19 protein-coding genes are annotated in these 22921 nt (G+C 65.9%); 12 read left to right on the top strand and 7 right to left on the bottom strand.

The window, feature by feature from the left end; translation table 11 throughout:
- Positions 1 to 24: 24 nt before the first annotated feature.
- The 4 genes from nagZ to ABZ720_RS13165 are packed head-to-tail and all read left to right on the top strand — an operon-like array spanning position 25 to position 3376.
- Positions 25 to 1026, top strand: a complete 1002-nt coding sequence (gene nagZ / locus ABZ720_RS13180) for a beta-N-acetylhexosaminidase (RefSeq protein WP_366555987.1) — start codon at positions 25 to 27, stop codon at positions 1024 to 1026.
- The gene (locus tag ABZ720_RS13175; protein ID WP_366555986.1) at positions 1023 to 1835 is read left to right on the top strand and encodes a segregation and condensation protein A; all 813 of its coding nucleotides are present in this window, start codon (positions 1023 to 1025) and stop codon (positions 1833 to 1835) included. The genes nagZ and ABZ720_RS13175 overlap by 4 nt, the downstream gene beginning before the upstream one ends.
- Entirely contained in the window at positions 1832 to 2494 is a 663-nt protein-coding gene (gene scpB, locus ABZ720_RS13170) for an SMC-Scp complex subunit ScpB (protein ID WP_366555985.1), read from the top strand. Before ABZ720_RS13175 ends, scpB begins: the two co-directional genes overlap by 4 nt.
- A 3-nt stretch (positions 2495 to 2497) precedes the next feature.
- Complete coding sequence (locus ABZ720_RS13165) at positions 2498 to 3376, top strand: phytoene/squalene synthase family protein (protein ID WP_366555984.1); 879 nt, start codon at positions 2498 to 2500, stop codon at positions 3374 to 3376.
- Between the two features lie 22 nt (positions 3377 to 3398).
- On the opposite strand, the gene ABZ720_RS13160 is transcribed toward ABZ720_RS13165, so the two are convergent.
- From ABZ720_RS13160 to ABZ720_RS13145, 4 genes are all read right to left on the bottom strand, one after another.
- Positions 3399 to 4199: an inositol monophosphatase family protein gene (locus ABZ720_RS13160; protein WP_366555983.1), complete on the bottom strand. Its 801-nt coding sequence runs from the start codon at positions 4197 to 4199 to the stop codon at positions 3399 to 3401.
- Positions 4200 to 4234: 35 nt separating this feature from the next.
- Positions 4235 to 5059 carry a 3'(2'),5'-bisphosphate nucleotidase CysQ gene (gene cysQ / locus ABZ720_RS13155; RefSeq protein ID WP_366555982.1) on the bottom strand — a complete coding sequence of 275 codons (825 nt, stop codon included), beginning with the start codon at positions 5057 to 5059 and terminating at the stop codon, positions 4235 to 4237.
- A gap of 9 nt (positions 5060 to 5068) precedes the next feature.
- Positions 5069 to 7411, bottom strand: coding sequence for a xanthine dehydrogenase family protein molybdopterin-binding subunit (locus ABZ720_RS13150; RefSeq protein WP_366555981.1), 2343 nt, complete (start codon positions 7409 to 7411; stop codon positions 5069 to 5071).
- A gap of 133 nt (positions 7412 to 7544) precedes the next feature.
- The gene (locus ABZ720_RS13145) at positions 7545 to 8381 is read right to left on the bottom strand and encodes a universal stress protein (protein ID WP_366555980.1); all 837 of its coding nucleotides are present in this window, start codon (positions 8379 to 8381) and stop codon (positions 7545 to 7547) included.
- Between the two features lie 125 nt (positions 8382 to 8506).
- On the opposite strand from ABZ720_RS13145, the gene ABZ720_RS13140 reads away from it, so the two are divergent.
- On the top strand, positions 8507 to 9334 hold the full coding sequence (locus ABZ720_RS13140; protein ID WP_366555979.1) for a c-type cytochrome: 828 nt from the start codon (positions 8507 to 8509) through the stop codon (positions 9332 to 9334).
- Between the two features lie 13 nt (positions 9335 to 9347).
- On the opposite strand, the gene ABZ720_RS13135 is transcribed toward ABZ720_RS13140, so the two are convergent.
- The gene (locus ABZ720_RS13135; RefSeq protein ID WP_366555978.1) at positions 9348 to 10802 is read right to left on the bottom strand and encodes an N-acyl-D-amino-acid deacylase family protein; all 1455 of its coding nucleotides are present in this window, start codon (positions 10800 to 10802) and stop codon (positions 9348 to 9350) included.
- 134 nt (positions 10803 to 10936) lie between these two features.
- Between ABZ720_RS13135 and ABZ720_RS13130 the strand changes: the two genes are divergently transcribed.
- From ABZ720_RS13130 to ABZ720_RS13100, 7 genes are all read left to right on the top strand, one after another.
- On the top strand, positions 10937 to 11881 hold the full coding sequence (locus tag ABZ720_RS13130; RefSeq protein WP_366555977.1) for an acetamidase/formamidase family protein: 945 nt from the start codon (positions 10937 to 10939) through the stop codon (positions 11879 to 11881).
- Complete coding sequence (locus ABZ720_RS13125) at positions 11878 to 12363, top strand: GNAT family N-acetyltransferase (protein WP_366555976.1); 486 nt, start codon at positions 11878 to 11880, stop codon at positions 12361 to 12363. Before ABZ720_RS13130 ends, ABZ720_RS13125 begins: the two co-directional genes overlap by 4 nt.
- Before the next feature lie 26 nt (positions 12364 to 12389).
- Complete coding sequence (locus ABZ720_RS13120) at positions 12390 to 13328, top strand: sugar kinase (RefSeq protein ID WP_366555975.1); 939 nt, start codon at positions 12390 to 12392, stop codon at positions 13326 to 13328.
- Complete coding sequence (eda, locus tag ABZ720_RS13115) at positions 13325 to 13957, top strand: bifunctional 4-hydroxy-2-oxoglutarate aldolase/2-dehydro-3-deoxy-phosphogluconate aldolase (protein WP_366555974.1); 633 nt, start codon at positions 13325 to 13327, stop codon at positions 13955 to 13957. Before ABZ720_RS13120 ends, eda begins: the two co-directional genes overlap by 4 nt.
- Positions 13954 to 14661, top strand: coding sequence for an SDR family NAD(P)-dependent oxidoreductase (locus ABZ720_RS13110; RefSeq protein WP_366555973.1), 708 nt, complete (start codon positions 13954 to 13956; stop codon positions 14659 to 14661). Before eda ends, ABZ720_RS13110 begins: the two co-directional genes overlap by 4 nt.
- A gap of 67 nt (positions 14662 to 14728) precedes the next feature.
- Positions 14729 to 15214, top strand: coding sequence for a 2,4'-dihydroxyacetophenone dioxygenase family protein (locus ABZ720_RS13105; RefSeq protein WP_366555972.1), 486 nt, complete (start codon positions 14729 to 14731; stop codon positions 15212 to 15214).
- Between the two features lie 204 nt (positions 15215 to 15418).
- The gene (locus tag ABZ720_RS13100) at positions 15419 to 16429 is read left to right on the top strand and encodes a hypothetical protein (RefSeq protein ID WP_366555971.1); all 1011 of its coding nucleotides are present in this window, start codon (positions 15419 to 15421) and stop codon (positions 16427 to 16429) included.
- 106 nt (positions 16430 to 16535) lie between these two features.
- Here the strand turns inward: ABZ720_RS13100 and gltB are convergent, their stop codons facing one another.
- Positions 16536 to 21080, bottom strand: a complete 4545-nt coding sequence (gltB, locus tag ABZ720_RS13095; RefSeq protein ID WP_366555970.1) for a glutamate synthase large subunit — start codon at positions 21078 to 21080, stop codon at positions 16536 to 16538.
- Between the two features lie 27 nt (positions 21081 to 21107).
- Positions 21108 to 22559, bottom strand: a complete 1452-nt coding sequence (locus tag ABZ720_RS13090) for an NAD(P)-dependent oxidoreductase (RefSeq protein WP_366555969.1) — start codon at positions 22557 to 22559, stop codon at positions 21108 to 21110.
- Positions 22560 to 22921 lie beyond the last annotated feature (362 nt).

Here is a 22921-nt window from a genome sequence, read left to right as displayed (position 1 = left end):
AACAGGGGGAATGCGCCGCGCGCGGTGCTGTTCGGAACCAGCGGGCCGAGCCTGTCCGACTGGGAGCGCGCCTTTTTTCGCGATGCCGACCCCTTGGGCTTCATTCTGTTCCGGCGCAATGTCGAGACGCCGGAACAGATTCGGGCGCTGACCCAGGCGCTGCGTGAGGCGGTGGGCCGTGCGGATGCACCGATCCTCATCGATCAGGAGGGCGGGCGCGTGCAGCGCCTGCGCCCGCCGCACTGGCCCGACCTTCCCCCCATGGGGCGGCACGGCGCGCTCGCGCTGGCGGACCCGGAGGCGGCGCAGCGCAGTGTGTGGCTGCAGGCAAGGCTGATCGCGGAGACGCTGCTTCCCCTCGGCCTGGACGTGGACTGCCTGCCCTGCGTTGACCTGCTGCACCCGCAATCCCATAGCGTGATCGGTGATCGCTCCTTCGGCAGCGATGCCGCCCTGGTGTCTGCACTTGGGCAGGCCGCCTGTTCGGGGCTGCGGGCCGGTGGTGTCTCGCCGGTGGTCAAGCACATGCCCGGTCATGGCCGGGCCACCGTCGACAGCCATCTTTCCCTGCCGCGGGTGGAAACGGCCCGCGAGGAGCTCGCCAGGACCGATTTCGTACCCTTCCAGGCCCTGGCCGACGAGCACTGGGGCATGACCGCGCATATCGTCTACAGCGACTTGGATGCCGAACGCCCTGCGACCCAGTCTCCGCGGATCATCGAGGAGGTCATCCGCCAGGAAATCGGCTTCGACGGCCTCTTGGTGAGCGATGACATCACCATGGAAGCGCTTGCCGGAACCCAGGCTGAGCGTGCGGCAGCCTCGCTGGCGGCGGGCTGCGATCTCGTGCTGCATTGCAGCGGTGACCGGGCGGAAATGCAGGAAGTGGCGGGTGTAGTGGAGGCTATGACAGCGCCCTGCCAGGCGCGCTTTGCCCGGGCCAGCGCCGCCGTGCGGAGCCCCGAGCCGTTTGATCGGGATGAGGGGCTGGATGAACTGGGGCGATTGCTGAAAGCCGCGGCATGAGTGCTGAGGTCTTTGCCGAGGACAGCAAGACAGACCCGCCACGCGGTGATGGCCTCGTGGTCGATCTTGGCAGCTTCGAAGGGCCTCTGGACGTGTTGCTGCAGTTGGCCCGCGAGCAGAAGGTCGACCTGACCCGCATATCCATCCTGGCGCTGGCGGAGCAGTACCTGACCTTCGTGCGCGAAGCGCGACGGCTGCGCCTGGAGCTGGCCGCCGACTATCTCGTGATGGCCGCCTGGCTCGCCTATCTCAAGTCGAAGCTGCTGCTGCCGGAGCCCGAGAGCGAGGAAGAGCGCCCGAGCGGCGCCGAGATGGCGGCCGCGCTGCGCTTCCATCTGCAGCGGCTGCAGGCGATGCAGGATCACGGCGCCGCGCTGATCGAGCGACCGCAACTGGGCCAGCAGCGTTTCGCGCGGGGAGCACCGGAAACGCAGAGCGAGACGACCCGGCCGATCTTCGAGGTCTCGCTCTATGACCTGCTTTCCGCCTACGGTGCCCTGAAGAGCCGACAGTCCGGGGCCCCGGGTCTGCGCATCCTGCACTGGAACCTCTATTCCGTTGAGGAAGCGGTTCGCCGCCTTTCCAGGCTGCTTGGCCACATGCCGGAATGGCGCGATCTCACAACCTTCCTGCCACCGGACCTGCGCGACGGATTGGAATGGCGCTCTGCGGTGGCCAGCACCCTGGTTGCCGGACTGGAGCTGTGCCGGGACGGCAAGGCGGAGATCCAGCAAAGCTCGACCTTCGGTCCCATTCGCCTGCGGGGCCGCAAGGCCGGGAGCGGGGAGGGGTCGGGAGAGGCTTCGTGACCGGTGATCGCTTCCAGCATCTGCGCCTGCTCGAAGCCCTGCTTTTCGCCTCCGCCGAGCCGCGCAGCCTCCGGGATCTGGCGCGCTACTTCCCTGAAGACGTCTCCTTGGAGGCACTGCTCGACGAACTGCGGACGCTCTATGCCAATCGCGGCGTGGTGCTGGAACAGAGCGACGGCCGCTGGGCCTTCCGGACCGCGGCCGATCTGGCCGAGTTGATGACGCTGCAACGCGAGGTGCGCCGCAAGCTTTCCCGGGCGGCCGTGGATACGCTGGCGATTATCGCCTATCACCAGCCGGTGACCCGGGCCGAGATCGAAGAGGTGCGCGGCGTCGCGCTGTCGAAGGGCACCCTCGACACACTGCTGGAAGCGGGCTGGGTGAAGCCGCGCGGGCGGCGTCAGACTCCCGGGCGTCCCCTGACCTGGGGAACGACCCCGGCGTTTCTCGATCACTTCGGCCTGGAGAACTTGAAGGACCTGCCGGGTGTGGAGGAATTGAAGGCCGCCGGGCTACTGGATACCCGTCCGGCCATCACCTCGCTCGGCGAGCGCGGACTGTTGCCGCCGGCCGAGCGTGAAGAGGAGGAGGCGGCGGATCGATTGGAAGAGGACTTCGGCGAATCTCTGCTGCCCGCAGACAGCGCGGATGAGGGCTAGGCCGTGTCATCGGACCGTCGCGAGGGGAGAAGCGAAAGGGGACGCCTGAGCGCCGCTGCCCAGGAATTGCGCCACTATGACCATGACCGCTATCTGCTGAGTCTCTTTGCCCCGCCCGGGCTGCGTGACGAACTGCAGGGGCTCTTTGCCTTCAACCACGAAGTGGCCAAGACCTCGGAAGTGGTCAGTGAGGCCATCATCGGCCAGATCCGTTTGCAGTGGTGGCGTGAATCGGTCGAGGGCCTGTTTGGTGCCGCGCCGCGGGAGCACTACGTCATCCAGGCTCTGCGCGACCCCGCGCAGGAAGGACGCCTCTCACGGGAGCGTCTGGAGCGGCTCGTCGATGCTCGAGAGGTGGACCTCACGGGGGAATCGCCGGCGGACCTGGCCGCCTTCGAGAGCTACGCCGAAGCCACGGGGGCGGAGCTCCTGTGGGCCGCTCTGGAATTGATGGGGCTGCCCGCGGAGCAGCACGAAGTGCTCCATCGCGCTGCGCGGCATGTCGGTATCGCTTACGCCAGCGTCGGCCTGCTGCGCGCGGTGCCCTTTCACGCCGCGCAGAAGCGTATCCATCTGCCGGAAGACCACCTCAGTGTCGCGGGTGTGAACCGGCGAGACCTCTTCGAGCTGCGGCCGCAGGAGGCCCTGTCAGGGGTCGCCATGCGCCTGGCCCAGCGCGCCGAAGAACATCTGTCCGAAGCCGCGAAACTCGTTCCGGATGCGCGGTCGGCCAAACCGGTATTGCTGCACGGCAGCCTGGCCCGGCTCTATCTCAAGCGCCTGTCCGCCGCCGACTATGACCCCTTCGATCCACGCGTCGGCCTGTCGCCCCCAAGCCGCATGCCGCGCCTGGTCTGGCTGTCCTGGCGCGGACGCTGGTAGGCCCAGTAGGAACAACCAGCCCTCAATCGCGAGGCTGGGTCAGGAGCTTGTCCAGGTCGCGGTGCATCTGGGTGTTGGCGGCCAGGATGGAGCCGCTGTCGAGGGTCATGGTCCGTCCGCCGATCTCGCTCACCTGTCCACCGGCCTCGCGCACCAGCAGGATGCCAGCGGCGATGTCCCAGGACTTGAGGCCGCGTTCCCAGAAGCCCTCATAGCGGCCAGCCGCGACGTAGGCGAGATCCAGGGCGGCAGTGCCCCAGCGCCGCACCCCGGCCGTGACCGCCATCACCTTTTCCAGCTCTTCGAGAAAGGTCTGGTGCCCGGAACGGCCCTTGAAGGGGATACCGGTGGCAAAAAGGCCCTCGTCGAGACGGTGACGCCCGGACACCCGGATGCGCCGATCGTTGAGGAAGGCGCCCTGGCCCTTCTCCGCGGTGAAGAGCTCATCCTTAATAGGGTCGAGGATCACTGAGGCGATCACCTCGCCCTTATCCTCCAGAGCGATGGAAATGGCAAAGTGCGGCAGGCCGTGCAGGAAGTTCGTTGTGCCGTCGAGCGGATCGACGAGCCAGCGGCGGGTCTCGCCGTTGCGCGCGCTGCTGGCACCGGACTCTTCCATGAGAAAGCCATAGTCAGGCCGCGCCCGGCTCAACTCCTCGCGCAGGATCTTCTCCGCCTTCAGGTCGGCAGTGGAGACGAAATCCGCCGGACCCTTGCGCGATACCTGGAGGTTTTCCACCTCCCCGAAGTCGCGCTTCAGGTGGCGCGCGGCCTTGAAAGCCGCACGGGTCATGACGGTTATCTGCGGAGACTTGAGGGACATGACTTCTCAGTGCTTGCGGAAAGGATAGGCCAGCCTCAACGGCTGCCGTAGGCGATGAAGTGGGGGTTTTCGAAACCGGGCTTGCCGTAGGTCAGGGGCTGCTCATGTACCGTTTCCACGCGACCGCCAGCCGCTTCCAGGACGGCCTGTCCAGCCGCCGTGTCCCATTCCATGGTGCGCCCGAAGCGGGGATAGATGTCCGCCTTGGCGCCGGCAATCAAGCAGAACTTGAGTGACGAGCCCGCCGAGACCCTGTCCTTCACCGTAAAGCGCGCGAGAAACTGGTCGAGATCCCCGCCTGCGCCATGGCGACGGCTGGCGACGATGGTGGCGCCATCGCTCGGGCACGCGCGGGCGCGAATCGCCTCGCCCGGTCCGTCGCCTTTCGAATAGGCTGCCTGGGATTGTCCGCCGATCTGCGCACCGATCCAGGTGGCGTCCAGGGCCGGTGCATGCACGACGCCAGCGATGGGCCGGCCGGCCTCTACCAAGGCGATGTTCACCGTGAACTCGCCGTTGCGCGAGAGGAACTCCTTGGTGCCGTCCAGCGGGTCCACCAACCAGAAGCGCCCGCCCTTGACCACATCGGGCAGTTCCCCGGCCGATGCGGCTTCTTCCGAGATGATCGGAATGCTGGGCGTGAGCTGCTTCAGCGCCTTCAGGATGAACTTCTCGCAGGCTTCGTCCGCTGCCGTCACCGGCGAGGCATCGTCCTTGTCCCGGACCTCCACGGCGTCGCCCTGGGCGTAGTACTCAAGCACCACCTTGCCGGCCTGTTCGGCGAGCGAGCGCAGCACGGCCAGCAGGTCCTCCGCCGAGGCCTCGTCCGGCAGAGGGCTGAAAGTGGGTTCAGTGACCATGGGGTATCCTTATTCTGCTGCGGCCTGGCCGGCGGTGCGGGCGTCCTGAATGGCGCGCCAGACTTTCTCCGGTGTGGCGGGCATGTCGATCTGTGCCGGGCCGATGGGCGAGAGCGCGTCGATGAGCGCGTTGATGATTGCCGGAGGCGCACCAATAGCGCCGGCCTCGCCCGCACCCTTTACACCCATGGGGTTGGTCTTGCAGGGCAGGTCCTCGACCAGGTTGACCTCGATCGGGGGCATGTCGTCTGCGCGCGGCAGGCAGTAGTCCATGAGGGAGGCGGTCAGAAGCTGGCCTTCCTCGTCGTAGACCGTGTGCTCCAGCAGTGCCTGTCCCAGCCCCTGGGCAGCGCCGCCGTGGACCTGGCCGGCGGCCAGCATGGGGTTCACCACCGTGCCGAAGTCGTCGACCACGAGATAGCGCAAGACCTTGGTGACGCCCGTCTCCTCGTCCACCTCGAGCTCGCAGACGTGCGTGCCGTTCGGATAGGTGAGCGCTTCGGCCGTGTAGTCGCCGGTGGCCTTCAGGGAGTCTTCGGCGCCGGGGATCGAGCCTTCGCCCAGGGCCTTTGCCAGGCCCTCAAGGGAGACGCGGCGGTCGGTGCCGACGATGGAGAAGGTGCCGTCGACGAACTCGATGTCCGCGGTTGCGGCTTCGAGCAGTTGGCCGGCGAGCTTGCGGCCTTCCTCGATCAGCAGGTCGGCGCCCCGATTGATGGCCACGCCGCCCATCAGCAGAGAGCGGGACCCACCGGTGCCGCCGCCCTTCTTCACGATGTCGCTGTCGCCCTGGATCATGCGGACCTTTTCAGGATCGACGCCAAGCTTGTCGTTCAGGAGCTGGGCATAGGCGGTGTGGTGGCCCTGACCGTTGGTCATGGTGCCGATCACCAGGGTGACGCCGCCGTCCTCGTCCAGTTTCAGTCGCGCTTCCTCCTGTCCCATGCCGGAGCAGGCTTCCACATAGGAGGCGAGCCCGATGCCGAGCAACTTGCCCTGCTTGCGCGCTTCGGCGCGCCGCTGCGCGAATCCCTCCCAGCCGGCCAGCTTTGTGGCCTCCTTCAGGAGGCGCGGATAGTCGCCACTGTCGTAGACCGGACCCATGCCGGAGGTGTAGGGCAGGTCTTCCGGCTGCACAAAGTTGCGCAGGCGGATTTCCCGGGCATCCAGGCCCGCGACCCGTCCGGCCTCGTCCACCAGCCGCTCCATCAGGTAGGCGGCTTCCGGGCGGCCTGCGCCGCGGTAGGCATCCACCGGCACGGTGTTGCTGAAGGTGCAGCGCACCTCGGCGTCGATGGCCGGGATCTTGTAGAGACCCGTAAACATCTGCGTGGAGGCACCGGTGGGGATGTAGGTGCTGAAGTTGGAGAGATAGGCGCCCAGATTGGCCATGGTGCGCACGCGCAGGCCCAGGAAGTGCCCCTCGGCGTCGATGGCCATTTCGGCCCTCGTCACGTGGTCGCGGCCCTGAATGTCGGACTGAAAGGCTTCGCCGCGCGTGCTGGTCCATTTCACCGGACGCTGCAGCCGCCGCGCCGCGAAGAGGACACAGACGTGCTCCGGGTAGCAGAAGATCTTCATGCCGAAGCCGCCACCCACGTCGGGCGTGATGATGTGCAGCTCGTCCTCGGGAATATTGAGAATGCCCTCGAGCTGCCCTTTGAGCCGGAAGATGCCCTGGCTGCCTGAGACCAGGGTGAGACGCTCGGTCTTCGAATCGAAGTCGCCGATAGCGCCGCGCGGCTCCAGGGAATTCACCACGATGCGATTGTTGATCAGGTCGACCGTGGCGACCTTGGCAGCCTTGGCAAAGGCGTCATCGATGTCGGCGCCGTTGTCCTGCCGCCAGTGCAGCGCCAGGTTGCCGGGTGCTGCGTCGTGGAGCTGGGTCGCGCCTTCTGCCAGGGCGTCGGGCGCCGAAACGACCGCCGGCAGCGACTCGTAGTCGATCATGACCATCTCGGCGGCTTCCTCGGCCGCCTCCTGCGTCTCAGCGACCACCAGGGCCACGGCCTCGCCGACATGGCGCACGCGACCCTTCGCCAGGGCCGGGCGCGGGGGCTGGCGGGCCGGCTCGCCGTCGATGCCCTTCATGGGCGCCAGGCAGGGAATCGTCCCGACACCCTCGGCATCGAGATCGGCAATGGTGAAGATGGCCAGCACGCCTTCGACGGCGGCCGCGTCCTCGCTGTCGATCGAGGCTATCTCGGCGTGGGCATGTGGCGAGCGGACGAAGACGGCGTGTGCCTGACCGCCCACATTGACATCGTCCAGGTAACGCCCTTCACCGCGCAGAAGACGAACGTCTTCCAGTCGCTTGATGCCCTGACCAACACCGAACTGACCCATCATTCACTCCCGTTCGCGATTGTTGCCATGCGCCATGGCGGGATCCGCCGGAACGGCGCGCACTATAGGCAAGGCCGACGGGGCCGCGAAAGGGCCAATAGGGGCGGGGCCTCCGGCGCTCGCTCGAGCGCGCCGGTCAGTGCGACATGAGCACCGGCACGGTTTGATGCTCGAGGATGTACTGGGACACACCGCCGAACAGCAGGGAGCCCAGTTTGCCGCGGCCGAAAGCGCCCATCACCAGCACGTCGGGATCGCTTTCCTGGCAGTAGGCAAGAATCGTCTTGCCCAGACTGCCCTTGATCTCCAGCGGCACATGGCGGGCATCGATGCTGTGCCGCTTCAGGTGAGCGATGATGTCGTGCTCGCCTGCCCAGCCGAGGATGGCTTCCTCGCTGCTGCTGTTGACGGTGACCACGTCCAGGCGCTTCTTCGTTTCCAGGATCTGCATGGCGTCAGTCAGCGCCCGCGTGGCGGAACGGCTTCCATCCCAGGCGACCGCCGCGTGCTCCTTGAAGGGGCGGATGGAGTAGCCCTTCGGAACCATCACCAGCGGCTTGCCGGAACGCACGATCACTTCCTCCGGTTGCACCGCGCGGCCGCCCATGCGCACCGCGCCCTCGAACTGGCCAGTGATGAGCATGTCGAAGGAGCGCGACATGCGTGCCAGGGTGAGGCCGGGAGGGCCGTTGGCCGACACCCATTCATGCGGAACCTCGGGCGCGGTTTCCTGCACCGCTGTATGAAAGGAGGCTTCGATGCCGCTGACGGCCTCCATCTGGACCTGGCGCATCTGCTTCAGGAAGTCGGCGCCTATCCAGTGGCGGATCTGGCTCTCGTACTGCTCCGGCGCGAAAACGTAGGCACCGGTGACGCTTGCCCCGTACTTCTTCGCCATCTGCAGGGCGAATCGAAGTGCGTGTTTCGAGTCCTCATCACCCTGGTAGGCGACCAGCAGGTCCTTGATGGCCATCGCGATGCTTCCTTTCCCTTTCCTGTCGCCTTGCGGCGCCCTTGTTGTGCACAGGCATGGTATAGGCAACGGCTTCCGGCTCCAAATCGTGATTGGCTGCCGGGCGTGTAAAGGGGGTGGGATCGATGGGTGAAGGCCTTTGGTGGCGAAGCCTGCTGTTCGCGTCGTTGCTCTTGGGTCCGCTGCCGGCCGCGGCCATGCCGGAGCTTGCCGTGGAGATCGCCGGCGAGCGGATCATTCTGAGCGCCGAGGAGCTGCTGGGGCGGCCGGACACGCAGGATATCTCCGTGCCGCAGGACGTGGCCTACAAGGAAGCGTTGCAGTATCGCGCCTTGCCCATCGCGGAGCTCCTATCGGCCTATCCCGTGTCGCCGGATGGGGAGATCGAGTTCATCGCCAGCGACGGCTTCGCCTCCCTGATCCCTGCGGAGCTTCTGTTGGGCGATGGCGAGGAGCGGGCGGTGGCCTGGCTGGCGATCGAGCCGCCCGATGACCCCTGGCCGGCTCTGCCCGGCAAGCAGGTCAGTGCCGGTCCCTTCTATCTCGTCTGGATGGATCCCGAGAAAAGCGGCGTGCGCAGCGAGCAGTGGCCCTATGCGGTGGTTCGCATGCGCGAGGTGGAGCCAGCTGCGTCGCGCTGGCCGGAGATCGCGGTCGATGCCGCCCTGCCGGCAGAGCATGCCGCCCGCCTCGGTCAGGAGGTTTTCGTGACCCAGTGCCTGGCCTGTCACACGCTCAACGGCGCCGGCAGCGCCACCATGGGCCCGGATCTCAATCAGCCTGCCAATCCCACGCGCTACTTCACCGAGGAGGGTCTGCGGCGCTTGCTACGCGATCCGGCTTCGCTGCGCAGTTGGCCCGCAATGCAGATGCCCGCCTTCAGTGAAGCGATGCTGAGCGAGGCGGAGCTGGATGCGGTGATCGCCTACCTGCGACACATGGCGGACCGCTGATTTGCTCTGACCTTTATTCCGCGCCGCGTCGGAGGGCGCGGCCGGGTCGGGCGCCGCTGTGCCGGCCGTCCTTCCAAACGGTCGCGCCGTTGACCCAGACCTGCTCGATCCCCGCAGCGGGCGTCTTCGGTGCATCGAAGGTCGCCCGGTCTGCCACGCTTTCGGGGTCGAACAGCACCAGGTCGGCGTAGGCTCCCACCGCAAGGCGGCCCCGATTGGCCAGCCCGAAGCGCTCTGCGGACAGCGCCGTCATCTTGCGCACGGCCTCTTCCAGGGAGAAGAGCTTTTCGTCCCGGGCGTAGTGGCCGAGCACGCGCGGAAAGGTGCCCCAGAGGCGGGGATGTGGGTGCACATCGTGCGGCAGGCCATCGGAGCCGATCATCGTTCCGGGATAGGCAAGGATCCGGCGCACGTCCGCCTCGTCCATCATGAAGAAAATGCCGCCGGCCGGGAGCAGACGCTGCACCGCCTCGGCCTCCTCCACGCCCCATTCGGCGGCGAGTTCCGACAGATCGCGGCCGCTGGCCTCGGGGTGGGGCTCGGACCAGCTCACCACGACCTTGCTGGACTCGTGCAGCAGATCGTTGGCCAGCGTCGTGGAGCCAGCCACGTAGGGATAGGCGTCGAGGCTGAGCTCCTGCACTTTGCGGGCGCGGTCGATCAGGGCGAGCGTTTCAACCGAACGTCCGTGATTGTGTTTCCCGGCGCATTTGTGATGGGAGATGACCACGGGCACGCCAGCTTCCCGGCCGATGCGGAAGGTTTCCTCCAGGGACTCGTGCACGAGCGCGGATTCGTCGCGCATGTGGGTCGTGTGTACCGCACCGAAGCCGGCAAGTGCCTTGGCCAGTTCGATCACCTCTTCGGTGGGTGCGGCCTTGGCCGGCGCATAGAAGAGCCCGGTGCTCATGCCGACGGCGCCGGCCTCCAGGCCCTCCTCGAGCAGCGCGCGCATCTTTTTGATCTCTCCGGCGTCGGCCGGGCGGTCCAGGCTGTCCATGACGCCGGCGCGCAGAGAGGAATGGCCCACCTGGGCCACGGCATTGACCGCTGCCGGTGCGTCGTCCAGGGCGGCGAAGTACTCCCGCATGGTGCCGAAGAACCCCTGGGCCGACTCGCTGACCAGATCGAGCGGCGGTGGCGGGCGCTTGCTGATGGTCAGGGGCGCGAGACTGACGCCGCAGTTACCGGCGACCACCGTCGTGACCCCTTGGCTGACCTTGCAGGTCATCCCCGGATCGGCGAGCAGGGCGCGGTCGTCATGGGTATGGACATCGATAAAGCCGGGCGAGACTGCCTTGCCGACGGCATCGATCTCTGTGCGCGCCTCGACATTCCGGAGGTCGCCCAGAGCGACAATGCGCTCACCGCGAATCGCGATGCCGCCTCGGCGCGCCGGAGCGCCGCTGCCGTCGATCAGCCGTGCGTTGGTGATTGCCAGATCCGCTTGAATGCTCTCATTGCTCATGCGTTGCGCCCTTTCGGCTTTCTGTCGTCCCGTGGCATGCTAGCCGCAATCGCGGACTATCTGAAACACGCGGTTTCCAATTGGCGCCTGTGATAAATTGGGCGCAGGAAGGAAGGCAGGAGGTTGAGGGCATCATGAGCGGCTGCGGCAGGCACACCATTCATCGCAATCACTCCCACTGTGGCTGGAGCAACGCCAATCCTCCGGTGCTGACCGTAACGCCGGGCGAAAGCGTAGAGTTCGAGGTCTTCGATGCCTCGGGTGGGCAACTCAATCCGCAGTCCGAGGCGGGAGACATCCTCCGCTTCGATTTCGACCGTATCAACCCGGTGACCGGCCCGGTTCGCATCGAAGGCGCGGAGCCCGGCGATGCGCTGAAGGTGACCCTGCTGTCCTTCAAGCCCTCGGGCTGGGGCTGGACCGCCTGCATTCCGGGTTTTGGCCTGCTCGCGGACGATTTTCCGGAGCCGGCCCTGCATCTCTGGCAGTACGACGCGCAAAGTCTGGCGCCTGCGCTTTACGGCCCGGGTGGGCGCGTGCCGCTCAAGCCCTTCACCGGCACCATCGGCGTCGCGCCGGCGGAAGCGGGCACCCATTCGATCGTCCCGCCGCGCCGGGTCGGCGGGAACATGGACGTGCGCGACCTGGCAGAGGGCAGCACTCTCTATCTGCCGGTCGAAGTGGAGGGCGCGCTCTTTTCCGTGGGCGATACTCACGCGGCCCAGGGCGACGGAGAGGTCTGCGGCACGGCCATCGAGAGCCCCATGAGCGTCGCCTTGAAGTTTGAGTTGGTGAAGGGTGCTGCACCCGCCACGCCGCGCTTCACCACACCGGGTCCGGTCACGCGCCATCTGGACGAGGCCGGCTACGAGGTGACCACGGGCATCGGTCCCGACCTGATGGAGGCGGCCAAGGACTCGGTTCGCCGGATGATCGACCTGCTGGCGGCGCAGCACGGCATGGCGCCCGTGGATGCCTACATGCTCTGCAGTGTCAGCGGCGATCTGCGGATCAGCGAGATCGTCGATGCGCCCAACTGGCTCGTCTCCTTCTACTTCCCGCGGATCATTCTCACTTGAGCAGCCGTCCGCTCGTCATAAGGCCCTACGCGCCCGATGACCTCGATGCGACGATCGGGATCTTCCTTCGGGCGATTCGGGAAACGGCCTCGGTGGACTATACGCTCGCGCAGGTGAACGCCTGGGCCCAAGCGGACAGGGAATCATGGACAAAGAGGCGGCGTGGCCGTGCCACCTGGGTGGCGTTGGTAAACAATACCCCTGCCGGATTCGCTGAACTGGAGCCGGATGGTCACATCGACATGATGTTCGTCCATCCCTCGTTTGGCGGGACCGGCGTGGCGGGCGCGCTGCTTGAAACCATCGAACAGGCTGCGATGCGGCAGGGTTCGCTCCGATTGTTTACGGAAGCCAGTATCACGGCGCGCGGCTTCTTTGAAAGGCGGGGGTTTCGCACTATTGCAGCGCAGAGGATTCCCTGTAGAGGGGAAACATTGACGAACTTTCGGATGGAAAAATTGATCCAGGCGGCAGGCCGTTAGCGCCAGTTGCTGCAAGGGGAGGGGAAGTGGAGCCATACGATATTGTGGGCCTTGGCGAGCCGATGGTCGAGTTCAGCCAAGTACCGGGCTCGGCCGAGCGCCGCAGCTATCTTCAGGGTTTCGGCGGCGACACATCGAACGCGGTCATCACCGCCGCTCGTCAGTCCGCGCGCTGCGGCTTCGTGACCGCGCTGGGCCGCGACCCATTCGGCGACGCCTTGGAGGAGCTCTGGGCTGAAGAGGGCGTGGATTGCAGCGGCGTCGTGCGCTTTGCGCAGGCGCCCACGGGTATCTACTTCATCACCCACGGTCCCGACGGCCACGCCTTCACCTACTGCCGCGCGGGCTCGGCCGCCAGTCGTCTCGGTCCCGAGGATCTGCCGTTGCCGGTCTTGCGCAACGCCGGTTTCCTTCACGTCTCGGGCATCAGCCAGGCCATTTCCGACCGGGCCTGCGATGGTGTGTTTCGCGCGATCGATGAGGTGCGGGCGGCCGGCGGGCGCATTTCCTATGACACCAACCTGCGCCGCCAGCTCTGGCCGCTGCCCCGGGCGCGGGCCGTCATCCACGAAGCCATACGGGGCGTGGACGTTGCACTGCCCGGGCTGGACGACGCGCTCGCCCTGACCGGGCTGAGCGAACCGGAGGCTATCGCCGACTTCTACCTGGGACTGGAGTGCCGTCTGGTTGCGCTCAAGCTGGGGGCCAAGGGCGTGTTGCTTGCCACGGGGGAGCGGCGCGTGCTGGTGCCGGGCTTTCCGGTCGAGGCCGTGGACGCCAGCGGCGCCGGCGATTGCTTCGATGGCGCCTTCCTAGCTGAACTCACGCGCGGGACGGACCCTTTCGACGCGGCGCGCTACGCTAATGCCGCGGCCGCCCTGTCCACCACCGGCTACGGCGCCGTGGCCCCCATACCCCGACGCGCCGAGGTGGAAGCCTTTCTTGCCCAAAGGAGCGAGGCATGACCCTTGCCATGGCCAGCCTGCTGGATCGGGCCCCGGTGATTCCCGTGCTGACCCTGGAGCGGGTGGAGGATGCAGTGCCGCTCGGCAAGGCCCTGTTGGCCGGGGGCTTGCCCGTGATCGAGATCACGCTGCGGTCGGCGGCGGCCCTGGACGCCGCTCGGGCCCTGATTCAGGCGCTCCCCGACGCGCTGGTCGGGCTGGGCACCGTGCTGGAACGCGCGCAACTGCGTGCCGCCGCCGAGATTGGCGCAGCCTTCGCCGTCAGCCCCGGCGCCTCGGACGGATTGCTGCAGGCGGCGCGAGAGGAAGGCATGCCGCCGTTGCTGCCAGGTGCTGCAACTGCAGGAGAGGTGATGACTCTCCGGGAGGCAGGCTATAGGGATATGAAGTTCTTCCCGGCCGAAGTCGCGGGTGGCATTGCCTGGCTCAAGGCAGTGCAGCCGGTCTTTCCCGATTGCCGCTTCTGTCCCACCGGTGGTGTCAGCGCCGAGCGCGCGCCGGACTACTTGGCGCTGGGCAATGTCGCCTGCGTCGGCGGCTCCTGGATCGCGCCGGCAGCGGCCATACGCCAGGGGGCCTGGGAGGAGATTGAACAGCGAGCCCGCGCGGCGGCAGGAGTGAAACGATGAGCGAAGACAAGAAGCTGGCACTGGTCACCGGCGGCACCCGGGGCATTGGCCTGGGGATAGCAGAAGGACTGCTCGACGCCGGATGGGAGGTGCTGGCGGCTGGTCTTCATCCGCTCGATGCTCCGGCGCGCCCGGGCATGACGACAACCCATCTGGACGTCACTGATCAGGCGGCGGTGGACGCGCTGGTTTCCGGACTCGACCGCCTGGATGCGCTGGTGAACTGCGCCGGCATCATTGGCCGCGGAGGGGCGGAGTATGATGTCGAAACCTTTCAGAAGGTGGTGGAGGTGAACCTCACCGGCACCATGCGCCTGTGCGTGGCCTGCCGGCCGCTGTTGACGAAAAGCGGCGGCGCGATCGTTAACACCGCCTCGATGCTGAGCTTCTTCGGTGGCCCGATGGTGCCGGCCTACACCGCGAGCAAGGGCGGCGTGGCCCAGTTGACCAAGGCGTTGGCCGCCGCCTGGGCAGCCGAGGGCATCCGGGTCAATGCCGTGGCCCCTGGCTGGATCTCGACCGACCTGACCCGCCCCCTGCAGGAGGATGAAGCGCGCAATGCCGCCATCCTGGCCCGCACACCGCAGGGGCGCTGGGGGACGCCGCAGGATATCGGCGGCGCGGTCGCCTTCCTCTGCTCCGATGCCGCAGCTTTCGTCAACGGGGTGGTTTTGCCCGTGGACGGGGGCTATCTGACAGTTTGAGTTTTCTTGCGTTGGCGGGCGTCTCGTTGGGCGCCCCGACCGCGCGCCACTGCTTTGAGAGGTTCCGATGAGCGCATCGACCCATCCGCTTTCGCCCAAGGAAATCGTGCAGACCGCCATCCCGGAGGATGAGCGGGTCTGGGTGCCCCAGGCGACCAACGTCTGGTTCCGGCCCTTGATGCTCAACACCGTGGCCGGGCAGTGGTGCAACCTGCTGCGGGTGCGCAAGGCCGGCGTGCTGAGCCGGCACCTTCATCCTGCCCCGGTCCACGGCTTCGTGCTGAAGGGCTCCTGGTACTACCGCGAGCACGACTGGGTGGCGCGCGCCGGCGACTACGTCTTCGAGCCGCCGGGCGAGACCCACACGCTGGTGGTGCCGGACGATGTGGAGGAGATGATTACCTTCTTCAACATCTCCGGCTGCATGTACTACGTCGACGAGGAGGGCAAGCACACCGGCTTCGAGGACGTCTTCGCCAAGATCGACATGTGCCGCCGCCACTACGAAGAGGTGGGTCTCGGCGCAGACTATGTGGACCAGTTCATTCGGTGAGCCGACCTCGAATGGAAGTGTCCGACGGCAAGTGTTGTGGTCACCCGCTCTCATTCCCTGCAACCGAGTAGCATTTTTTGAGTAGTGATACCCCCATTGCTCTATCATGTTGCTTCATAATCAAGTGTGATCAACTTGATGTAGATCAATTGCTGGTAAGGAGAGTGCTGTAGTCTGCCTTCATTCATGAATAGGAGGCAGGCGATGCGTAAGAAGGCGTTTTTTACTGCTGGGGTATTTGCCTCTTTCGCCTTTCTTGGAGCTGATGATGTTGGCGCGCAAAAGATGGAGGCCGCAGGTATCGCCGGCTCAAACGACCACGTTTACTACTGGATGTCGGACGGGACTGTCAGTTCGGGCACGACGCTCAAGCACAGCATATATCGAGCGAGCCAAAAGGTCGGCTACCTGCCAGGACCGACGTTAATCGCGGCCGCGATCGCTAAATCAGATGATCACGTCTATTACTGGTGGTCGGATGGAACCGTCAGTTCTGGCACGAGCACTGAGCCTACTCATTACAGAGAGCCTGAGGTTTTCAGCGCGCCTGGTGGGAAGACGTTGCAGGCAGCAGGAATCGCATCAGACGACCACGTCTACTATTGGTGGACGGATGGGACCGTGAGTGCGGGGACGAGCACGGACCCCTCTCAGCACCGAGAGGCAGCGACTTTCAATGTGCCGGCCAGCAAAACACTGCAGGCAGCAGCAATCGCTGGTGACGATCATGTCTACTATTGGTGGACGGATGGGACCGTGAGCTCGGGAACGAGCACAGATCCGACTAGGCACCGCGGCTATTACGGCGACTTGGTAGCTTTCGGCTGGTGCTACAAATTGCAGTGGACTGCGCGAAAGCTGACAATCCATCCAATCGTCTTCAACGACGCTTCAACAACATGGCGCAGTGGCGGCGAGGGGAAGTATTGGGTCAAGGTGGTTATTGGCTCGGAACATGTGCAGAGCACGGCTCAAGGGCTTCCCATTCGCGCTGATCTGCAGATCCCTCCGAATCAGTTTGCCCCCCTTTTCCCGGGGCTTGAAGTCGAATTGCGGTCGCCGCCCACGGCGTACAGCAGCGTCGGAAGCTGGACCTTTGAACACCCTGACGACATGGTTCGCGAGAACAATGAGTATATCAGCACTTGGAACAACTTGAGGGACACAGACTTTGTCTCGAATGGTAAGGCTTCCGGCCAGGCCTGCAGTTTCTGAGCCATGGCTGGACGAAGCGCGTTTGGCTTCGCCCTTGATGCCGTAGCGTTCGATCGTCCCTCGCGGAGAGCAGGGCGTGTTAGCTGGAACCGCTTTCCGATCCGTTCTATGCCCGCTTCTCCCGCGCCTCCAGGGTGACCGGGTGCTCCAGGCGGTGCAGCATTTCCTGGGGCACGACCTGCCAGAAGTGCGGCTGCTCGCGCTCCCAATCGATCAGCAGGCGCTCGGCGAAGCTACTCTGGGTTTCGCGCACATGCTCGGCGATCAGCTCACGCAACAGCGAGTCGTAGTGCGGAGTCTCGATGCGCTGGTAGATCACGCTGTCGGCGTTGATGCGCAGGGGCAGCTTCTCCTCCGGGTCGTAGACGAAGGCCATGCCGCCGGTCATCCCGGCCGCGAAGTTGAAGCCGACGCCGCCCAGGATGGCGACCGTGCCGCCGGTCATGTACTCGCAGCCATTGGAACCGCAGCCCTCGACCACCGCCACCGCGCCCGAGTTGCGCACGCAGAAGCGCTCGCCCGCCTGGCCGGCGGCAAAGAGCTTTCCGGCCGTGGCGCCGTAGAGCACGGTGTTGCCGATGATGGTGTTGTCCTGGGTGCTCAGCGGGCTCTTGGTCATGGGTCGCACCACGATGCTGCCGCCGGACAGGCCCTTACCCACGTAGTCATTGGCATCGCCGAAGACTTCGAGCTTGAGACCCTGCACCGCCCAGGCGCCGAGCGACTGGCCGGCCGAGCCACGCAGGCGCACGGTGATGTGGCCGGGCTGGAGGCCCTGCATGCCGAACCGCCGGGTGATCATGGCCGACAGCCGGGTGCCGATGGCCCGATGCGTGTTCCGGATCGTGTACTGGAGCTGCATCTTTTCCCGATCGCGGAACAGCGGTTCGGCATCCTCGATCATCTGGGCGTCCAGGGTATCGGGGACCTCGTTGCGACCCTCCAGGGTACAATGGATTGGCAGGCCGCCGCCGTCCGGCTTGGCCAAAAGCGGGTTGAGGTCGAGGTCGTCGAGATGCGGTGCACCACGGCTGACCTGGCTCAGAAGATCGGTCCGCCCCACAACTTCGTCCAGGGAACGCAGGCCAAGCTCGGCGAGAATCTCGCGAACCTCCTCGGCGATGAAGGAGAAGAGGTTCACAACCTTCTCCGGCGTGCCGATGAACTTTTGCCGCAGGGCCGAGTCCTGGGTGCAGACGCCCACGGGGCAGGTGTTGGAATGACACTGGCGCACCATGATGCAGCCCATGGCCACCAGGGAGGCCGTGCCGACGCCATACTCCTCGGCGCCCAGCATGGCGGCGATCACCACATCGCGACCGGTCTTGATGCCGCCGTCGGTGCGCAGGCGCACCTTGTGGCGCAGGCGGTTGAGGGTGAGCACCTGGTGCACCTCGGTCAGACCCATCTCCCAGGGGACGCCGGCATACTTGATCGATGTCTGCGGGCTGGCTCCGGTGCCGCCGTTGTGACCTGAGATCAGGATGACGTCCGCCTTGGCCTTGGCCACGCCGGCCGCGATCGTGCCGATGCCCGAGCGGGCCACCAGCTTGACGCAGACCTTGGCGTCCGGGTTGATCTGCTTCAGGTCGTAGATGAGCTGCGCCAGATCCTCGATGGAGTAGATATCGTGGTGCGGTGGCGGGGAGATCAGCATGACGCCCGGCGTCGAGTGCCGCAGCTTGGCGATCATCTCGGTCACCTTGAAGCCGGGGAGCTGGCCGCCTTCGCCGGGCTTGGCGCCCTGGGCCACCTTGATCTCGATCTCGCGGCACTGGTTGAGGTATTCGGCCGTCACCCCGAAGCGGCCCGAGGCCACCTGCTTGATGGCGGAGTTCTCGTTGTCACCGTTCGGGTGCGGTGTGAAGCGGGAGGGATCCTCGCCGCCTTCGCCGCTGTCGGATTTTGCGCCGATGCGGTTCATGGCGATGTTGAGGGCTCCGTGCGCCTCGGGGGAGAGCGCCCCCAGGCTCATGCCGGGAGTGACGAAGCGCTTGCGGATCGCGGTGATCGATTCGACCTCTTCCACCGAGATCGGCGTCAGCTTCTCCTTCTTGAAGTCCATCAGATCGCGCAGCGAGGAGGGCGGCAGCTTGCTGTTCCCCTCACTGAACTTCTTGTAGGTCGAGTAGCTGTCGTTGGCGACCGCAGCCTGCAGGGTGTGAATCAGCCCCGCTTCCCAGGCATGGTGCTCGCCGCCCCGGCGATAGCGGTAGAAGCCGCCCACCGGCAACGCGATCACCGACTGGGACCAGGCTCGGTGATGCGCCTCGATGGTCATGCCCTGGATGCCGGTCAGGCCGATGCCGGAAATACGGCTGGGCATGCCGGGGAAGAACTCGTCCACCAGGGTGCGGGACAGGCCGACGGCCTCGAAGTTGTAGCCGCCGCGGTAGGAGGAGATCACCGAGATGCCCATCTTGGACATGATCTTGAGCAGGCCCTCGTCGACCGCCTGGATGTAGCGCTCCACCGCCTGGGTCAGGTCCATGTCACCGAAGAGGCCGCGCGCGTGGCGGTCGGCGATGGCGTCCTGGGCGAGGTAGGCGTTCACCGTCGTCGCACCGACACCGATCAGGACAGCAAAGTAGTGCACGTCGATGCCTTCGCCGCAGCGGATGTTCACACTGGTGAAGGTGCGCAGGCGCTCGCGCATCAGGTGGGTGTGCACCGCTGCGGTGGCGAGAATCATCGGGATGGCCGCCTTGTCGGCCGCAGTGTGCTCGTCGGTGAGGATGATGTGGGTCTTGCCGCCACGCACGGCGTCCTCGGCTTCGCGCTGGATCCGGCTCAAGCCCTGGCGCATGGCTGTATCGCCGCCCTCGGGATCGAAGGTGCAGTCGATCTCCGCTGCCGTCTCGCCCATGTAGTCGCGCATCGCCAGGAACTCGGCGTTGGAGAGCACAGGCGAGTCGAGCTGCAGCAGGCGGCACTGGGTCTCGTCCTCGGCCAGGATGTTGCCGAGGTTGCCCAGGCGGGTCTTCAGCGCCATGACCCGGCGCTCGCGCAGGGAATCGATCGGCGGGTTGGTGACCTGGCTGAAGTTCTGGCGAAAGAAGTGGTGCAGGCCGCGGTAGCGGTCGGAAAGCACCGCCAGCGGCGTGTCGTCGCCCATGGAGCCCACCGCTTCCTTTGCGGTCTCCACCATGGGGTGGAGGATGAGCTCCAAATCCTCCATGGAGATGCCGTAGGTAAGCTGCCGACGGCGCAGGGTGTCGCGGTCGAGCGCGACGGACTCCCCCGCGTCCGGCCGGATCAGGTCGTCGATGACAGTGATGGAGCCGACCCAGTCGCGGTAGGGGTGCTGCCCGGCGAGGCGGCTCTTGATCTCGCCATCGTGGTAGAGGCGTCCTTCCTGCAGATCGACAGCGAGCATCTGGCCCGGGCCGAGGCGGCCCTTCTCGACGATCTGCGCTTCGTCGATGCGCACCATGCCGGTCTCGGAGCCGGCAAAAAGCAGTCCGTCGGCGGTAACGGAGAAGCGCAAGGGGCGCAGGCCGTTGCGATCCATGCCGGCCACCAGCCAGCGGCCGCCGTAACCGCAGAGCGCCGCCGGTCCGTCCCAGGGCTCCATGACAGCGTTGCAGTAGGAGTAGAGGGCCTTCCAATCGTCCGGCATGGCTTGGTCGGACGACCAGGCTTCCGGGATCATCATGGTCTTGACCATGGGCAGATCGCGCCCGGCCCGGACCATGAGCTCGAAGACGGCATCCAGGGCGGCGGAATCGGAGCTGCCCGGCTGCACCACCGGCTTCACATCGGAAATGCCCTCGCCGAGCAGACGGTTCTCCAGGCGGCATTCGTGCGCCGTCATCCAGTTCACGTTGCCCTTCAGGGTGTTGATCTCGCCGTTGTGGGCGAGGACGCGGAAGGGCTGGGCCAGGCGCCAGGTGGGGAAGGTGTTGGTGGAGTAGCGCTGATGGAAGATGGCGAAGTTCGAGACGAAGCGCTCATCCAGCAGGTCCGGGTAGAAAGTGGAGAGCTGCTCGGCCAGGAACATGCCCTTGTAGATAATTGAGCGCCCGGACAGGGAGCAGATATAGAACTCCTTGATCGACTCCTGCTCCACCGCCTTCTCGATCCGCCGGCGGATGATATAGAGGTCGATCTCGAACTGGGCTGCGTCGACGCCCTTGGCATTGGCAATGATGATCTGCTCGATCTCCGGCCGGGTCGCGTTCGCCTTTTCCCCGATGACCGTGGTGTCGGTGGGAACCTGACGCCAGCCGTAGATGGTGTAGCCGGAGTTCAGGATCTCCCGCTCGACGATGACGCGGCAGCGTTCCTGGGCGTTCATGTCAGTGCGCGGCAGGAAGACCATGCCGACCCCGATCTGCCGGTCGCGAGCGCGGTGACCGGTGCGCTCGATATGCTCACGGAAGAAATTTTGCGGGATCTGGACGTGAATGCCGGCGCCGTCGCCGGTCATGCCGTCGGCATCCACGGCGCCGCGGTGCCAGACCGCCTTCAGGGCCTCGATGCCCGCCAGCACGACGTCGCGACGCGGTTTGCCGTCCAGCGCGGCGACCATGCCGACGCCGCAGGCGTCATGCTCGTCGGCGGGATCATAGAGCCCGATGCGAGTGAGGCGTTCGGCCTCGGCTTCCTGGGCGCGGATCCGGGCGAGGGGGGTGTCGAGATCGTGCGGCATGCTGTTCAGCCTTCCGGTCGAAAGGGGTTACGCGGCGGCGCTGGCGGCCTGCGTGCCGCTCTGGGCGCTGGCCTGAATGTAGCGGTCGATGGACTCGGCGGCGTCGCGGCCGTCGCGAATGGCCCAGACCACCAGGGAGGCCCCGCGCACGATGTCGCCGGCGGCGAAAACGCCGTCGAGATTGCTCATGAGACTGGGGTAGGCGACCTTGACCGTGCCCCAGCGAGTGGTTTCCAGCTCGGGGCAGTTGAAGAGGGTCGGCAGATCCTCGGGGTCGAAGCCCAGCGCCTTGACCACCATCTGCGCCGGCAGGGTGAAGCCCGAGTCCGCGACAACCTCCGGCGCCTGGCGTCCGGTGGCATCGGCCACACCCAGGCGCATCTTCAGGGCGCGCACCTCGGCCACGCCGTCACGGCCATCGAAGGCCTCGGGTGCCGCAAGCCAGACAAAATCGACACCTTCCTCCTCGGCATTGGCGACTTCGCGCTGGGAGCCCGGCATGTTGGCCCGGTTCCGGCGGTAGAGGCATTTGACCGAGCGCGCACCCTGGCGCACTGCCGTGCGCACGCAGTCCATGGCCGTGTCGCCGCCGCCGATCACCACCACGTCCTTACCGGCGGCGTTCAGGCGTCCGTCGTCGAACGCGGGGACCTCGTCGCCCAGACCCTTGCGGTTGGAAGCGGTCAGGTACTCCATTGCCGGCAGCACATTGTCGATGCCGGCGCCGGGGAGCATGACATCGCGGGCCTTGTAGACCCCGGTGGCGATCAGCACGGCGTCGTGCCGCTGGCGCAACTCCGGCAGGCTGGCATCGCGGCCGACCTCGAAGTTCATCCGGAAGGTGACGCCGGCATCCGCCACCAGGCGTGTGCGGCGCTCCACCACCTCCTTCTCCAGCTTGAAGCTGGGAATGCCGTAGATCAGCAGCCCGCCGGCGCGGTCATAGCGGTCGTAGATCGTTACCTTGTAGCCCTTGGCGCGCAGCTGCTCGGCTGCGGCGAGTCCGGCCGGACCGGCGCCGACGATGCCCACGGACTGGTCGCGTTCGCGCGGTGGGCTGACGGGCTTGACCCAGCCGCGCTCCCAGGCGGTGTCGGTGATGTACTTTTCCACCGAGCCGATGGTGACCGTGCCGTGGCCGGCCTGCTCGATGACGCAGTTGCCTTCGCAAAGCCGGTCCTGCGGACAGATGCGCCCGCAGATTTCGGGAAAGTTGTTGGTGGCCTGGCTGACCTCATAGGCTTCCTGCAGACGTCCCTCCGCGGTCAGCATCAGCCAGTCGGGAATGTTGTTATGAACCGGGCAGTGCACCTGGCAGAAGGGCACGCCGCACTGCGAACAGCGCGAGGCCTGCTCGGCGGCTGACTGCGCCTCGAACTCGTCATAGATCTCCCCGAAGTCGTTGCGTCGCAGGGCGACTTGCCGCTTGGGCGGCATGTGTCGCTGCAGGTGCGTGAACTGGAGCATCCGGTTCGCCATGACTTGCCTCTTCAATCTGCTGGTCGGCCGGGGCTGCATTCTGCTGTGCCGTCGACCGGGCCGGTTCTCTTTGCAGCTCCGTGGGGCGGAGCGGAAGCGCGGTATATCGCAAGACGGTGTTGCAGGCGAGCGTTTTCTGGGCAAGTAAGACAGGAATATTGACTATATTGCCGTCGCCCCGACGTGTGCGCCGCGGCGCCTTATGAGGGAGTCTGCTTTTTCGAGATATATGGTTCCGAAAAGAGACAATCTATTTTTCCTGCGTTCGGGTCCTGCCGCTTTGGAGTGATTGTGGCGTAGCGAACGAAAGGCTATATATGCATGAACGCGGTGGCGGCCCGGCTGGGACGCACCGTTCATCC

The organism is Aquibaculum sediminis, from assembly GCF_040712085.1.
GTDB classification, from domain to species: domain Bacteria; phylum Pseudomonadota; class Alphaproteobacteria; order Kiloniellales; family DSM-21159; genus Aquibaculum; species Aquibaculum sediminis.
This window is presented reverse-complemented; position numbering and strand designations above follow the sequence as displayed.

Coding starts and splice junctions, on each gene's coding strand:
- ABZ720_RS13110 (WP_366555973.1), top strand. CDS start 13,954: ATGAGCGAAGACAAGAAGCTGGCACTGGTCACCGGCGGCACCCGGGGC.
- ABZ720_RS13105 (WP_366555972.1), top strand. CDS start 14,729: ATGAGCGCATCGACCCATCCGCTTTCGCCCAAGGAAATCGTGCAGACC.
- ABZ720_RS13150 (WP_366555981.1), bottom strand. CDS start 7,411: ATGATGGGTCAGTTCGGTGTTGGTCAGGGCATCAAGCGACTGGAAGAC.
- ABZ720_RS13175 (WP_366555986.1), top strand. CDS start 1,023: ATGAGTGCTGAGGTCTTTGCCGAGGACAGCAAGACAGACCCGCCACGC.
- cysQ (WP_366555982.1), bottom strand. CDS start 5,059: ATGGTCACTGAACCCACTTTCAGCCCTCTGCCGGACGAGGCCTCGGCG.
- ABZ720_RS13145 (WP_366555980.1), bottom strand. CDS start 8,381: ATGGCCATCAAGGACCTGCTGGTCGCCTACCAGGGTGATGAGGACTCG.
- gltB (WP_366555970.1), bottom strand. CDS start 21,080: ATGCCGCACGATCTCGACACCCCCCTCGCCCGGATCCGCGCCCAGGAA.
- ABZ720_RS13130 (WP_366555977.1), top strand. CDS start 10,937: ATGAGCGGCTGCGGCAGGCACACCATTCATCGCAATCACTCCCACTGT.
- ABZ720_RS13100 (WP_366555971.1), top strand. CDS start 15,419: ATGCGTAAGAAGGCGTTTTTTACTGCTGGGGTATTTGCCTCTTTCGCC.
- ABZ720_RS13090 (WP_366555969.1), bottom strand. CDS start 22,559: ATGGCGAACCGGATGCTCCAGTTCACGCACCTGCAGCGACACATGCCG.
- ABZ720_RS13140 (WP_366555979.1), top strand. CDS start 8,507: ATGGGTGAAGGCCTTTGGTGGCGAAGCCTGCTGTTCGCGTCGTTGCTC.
- ABZ720_RS13160 (WP_366555983.1), bottom strand. CDS start 4,199: ATGTCCCTCAAGTCTCCGCAGATAACCGTCATGACCCGTGCGGCTTTC.
- eda (WP_366555974.1), top strand. CDS start 13,325: ATGACCCTTGCCATGGCCAGCCTGCTGGATCGGGCCCCGGTGATTCCC.
- ABZ720_RS13135 (WP_366555978.1), bottom strand. CDS start 10,802: ATGAGCAATGAGAGCATTCAAGCGGATCTGGCAATCACCAACGCACGG.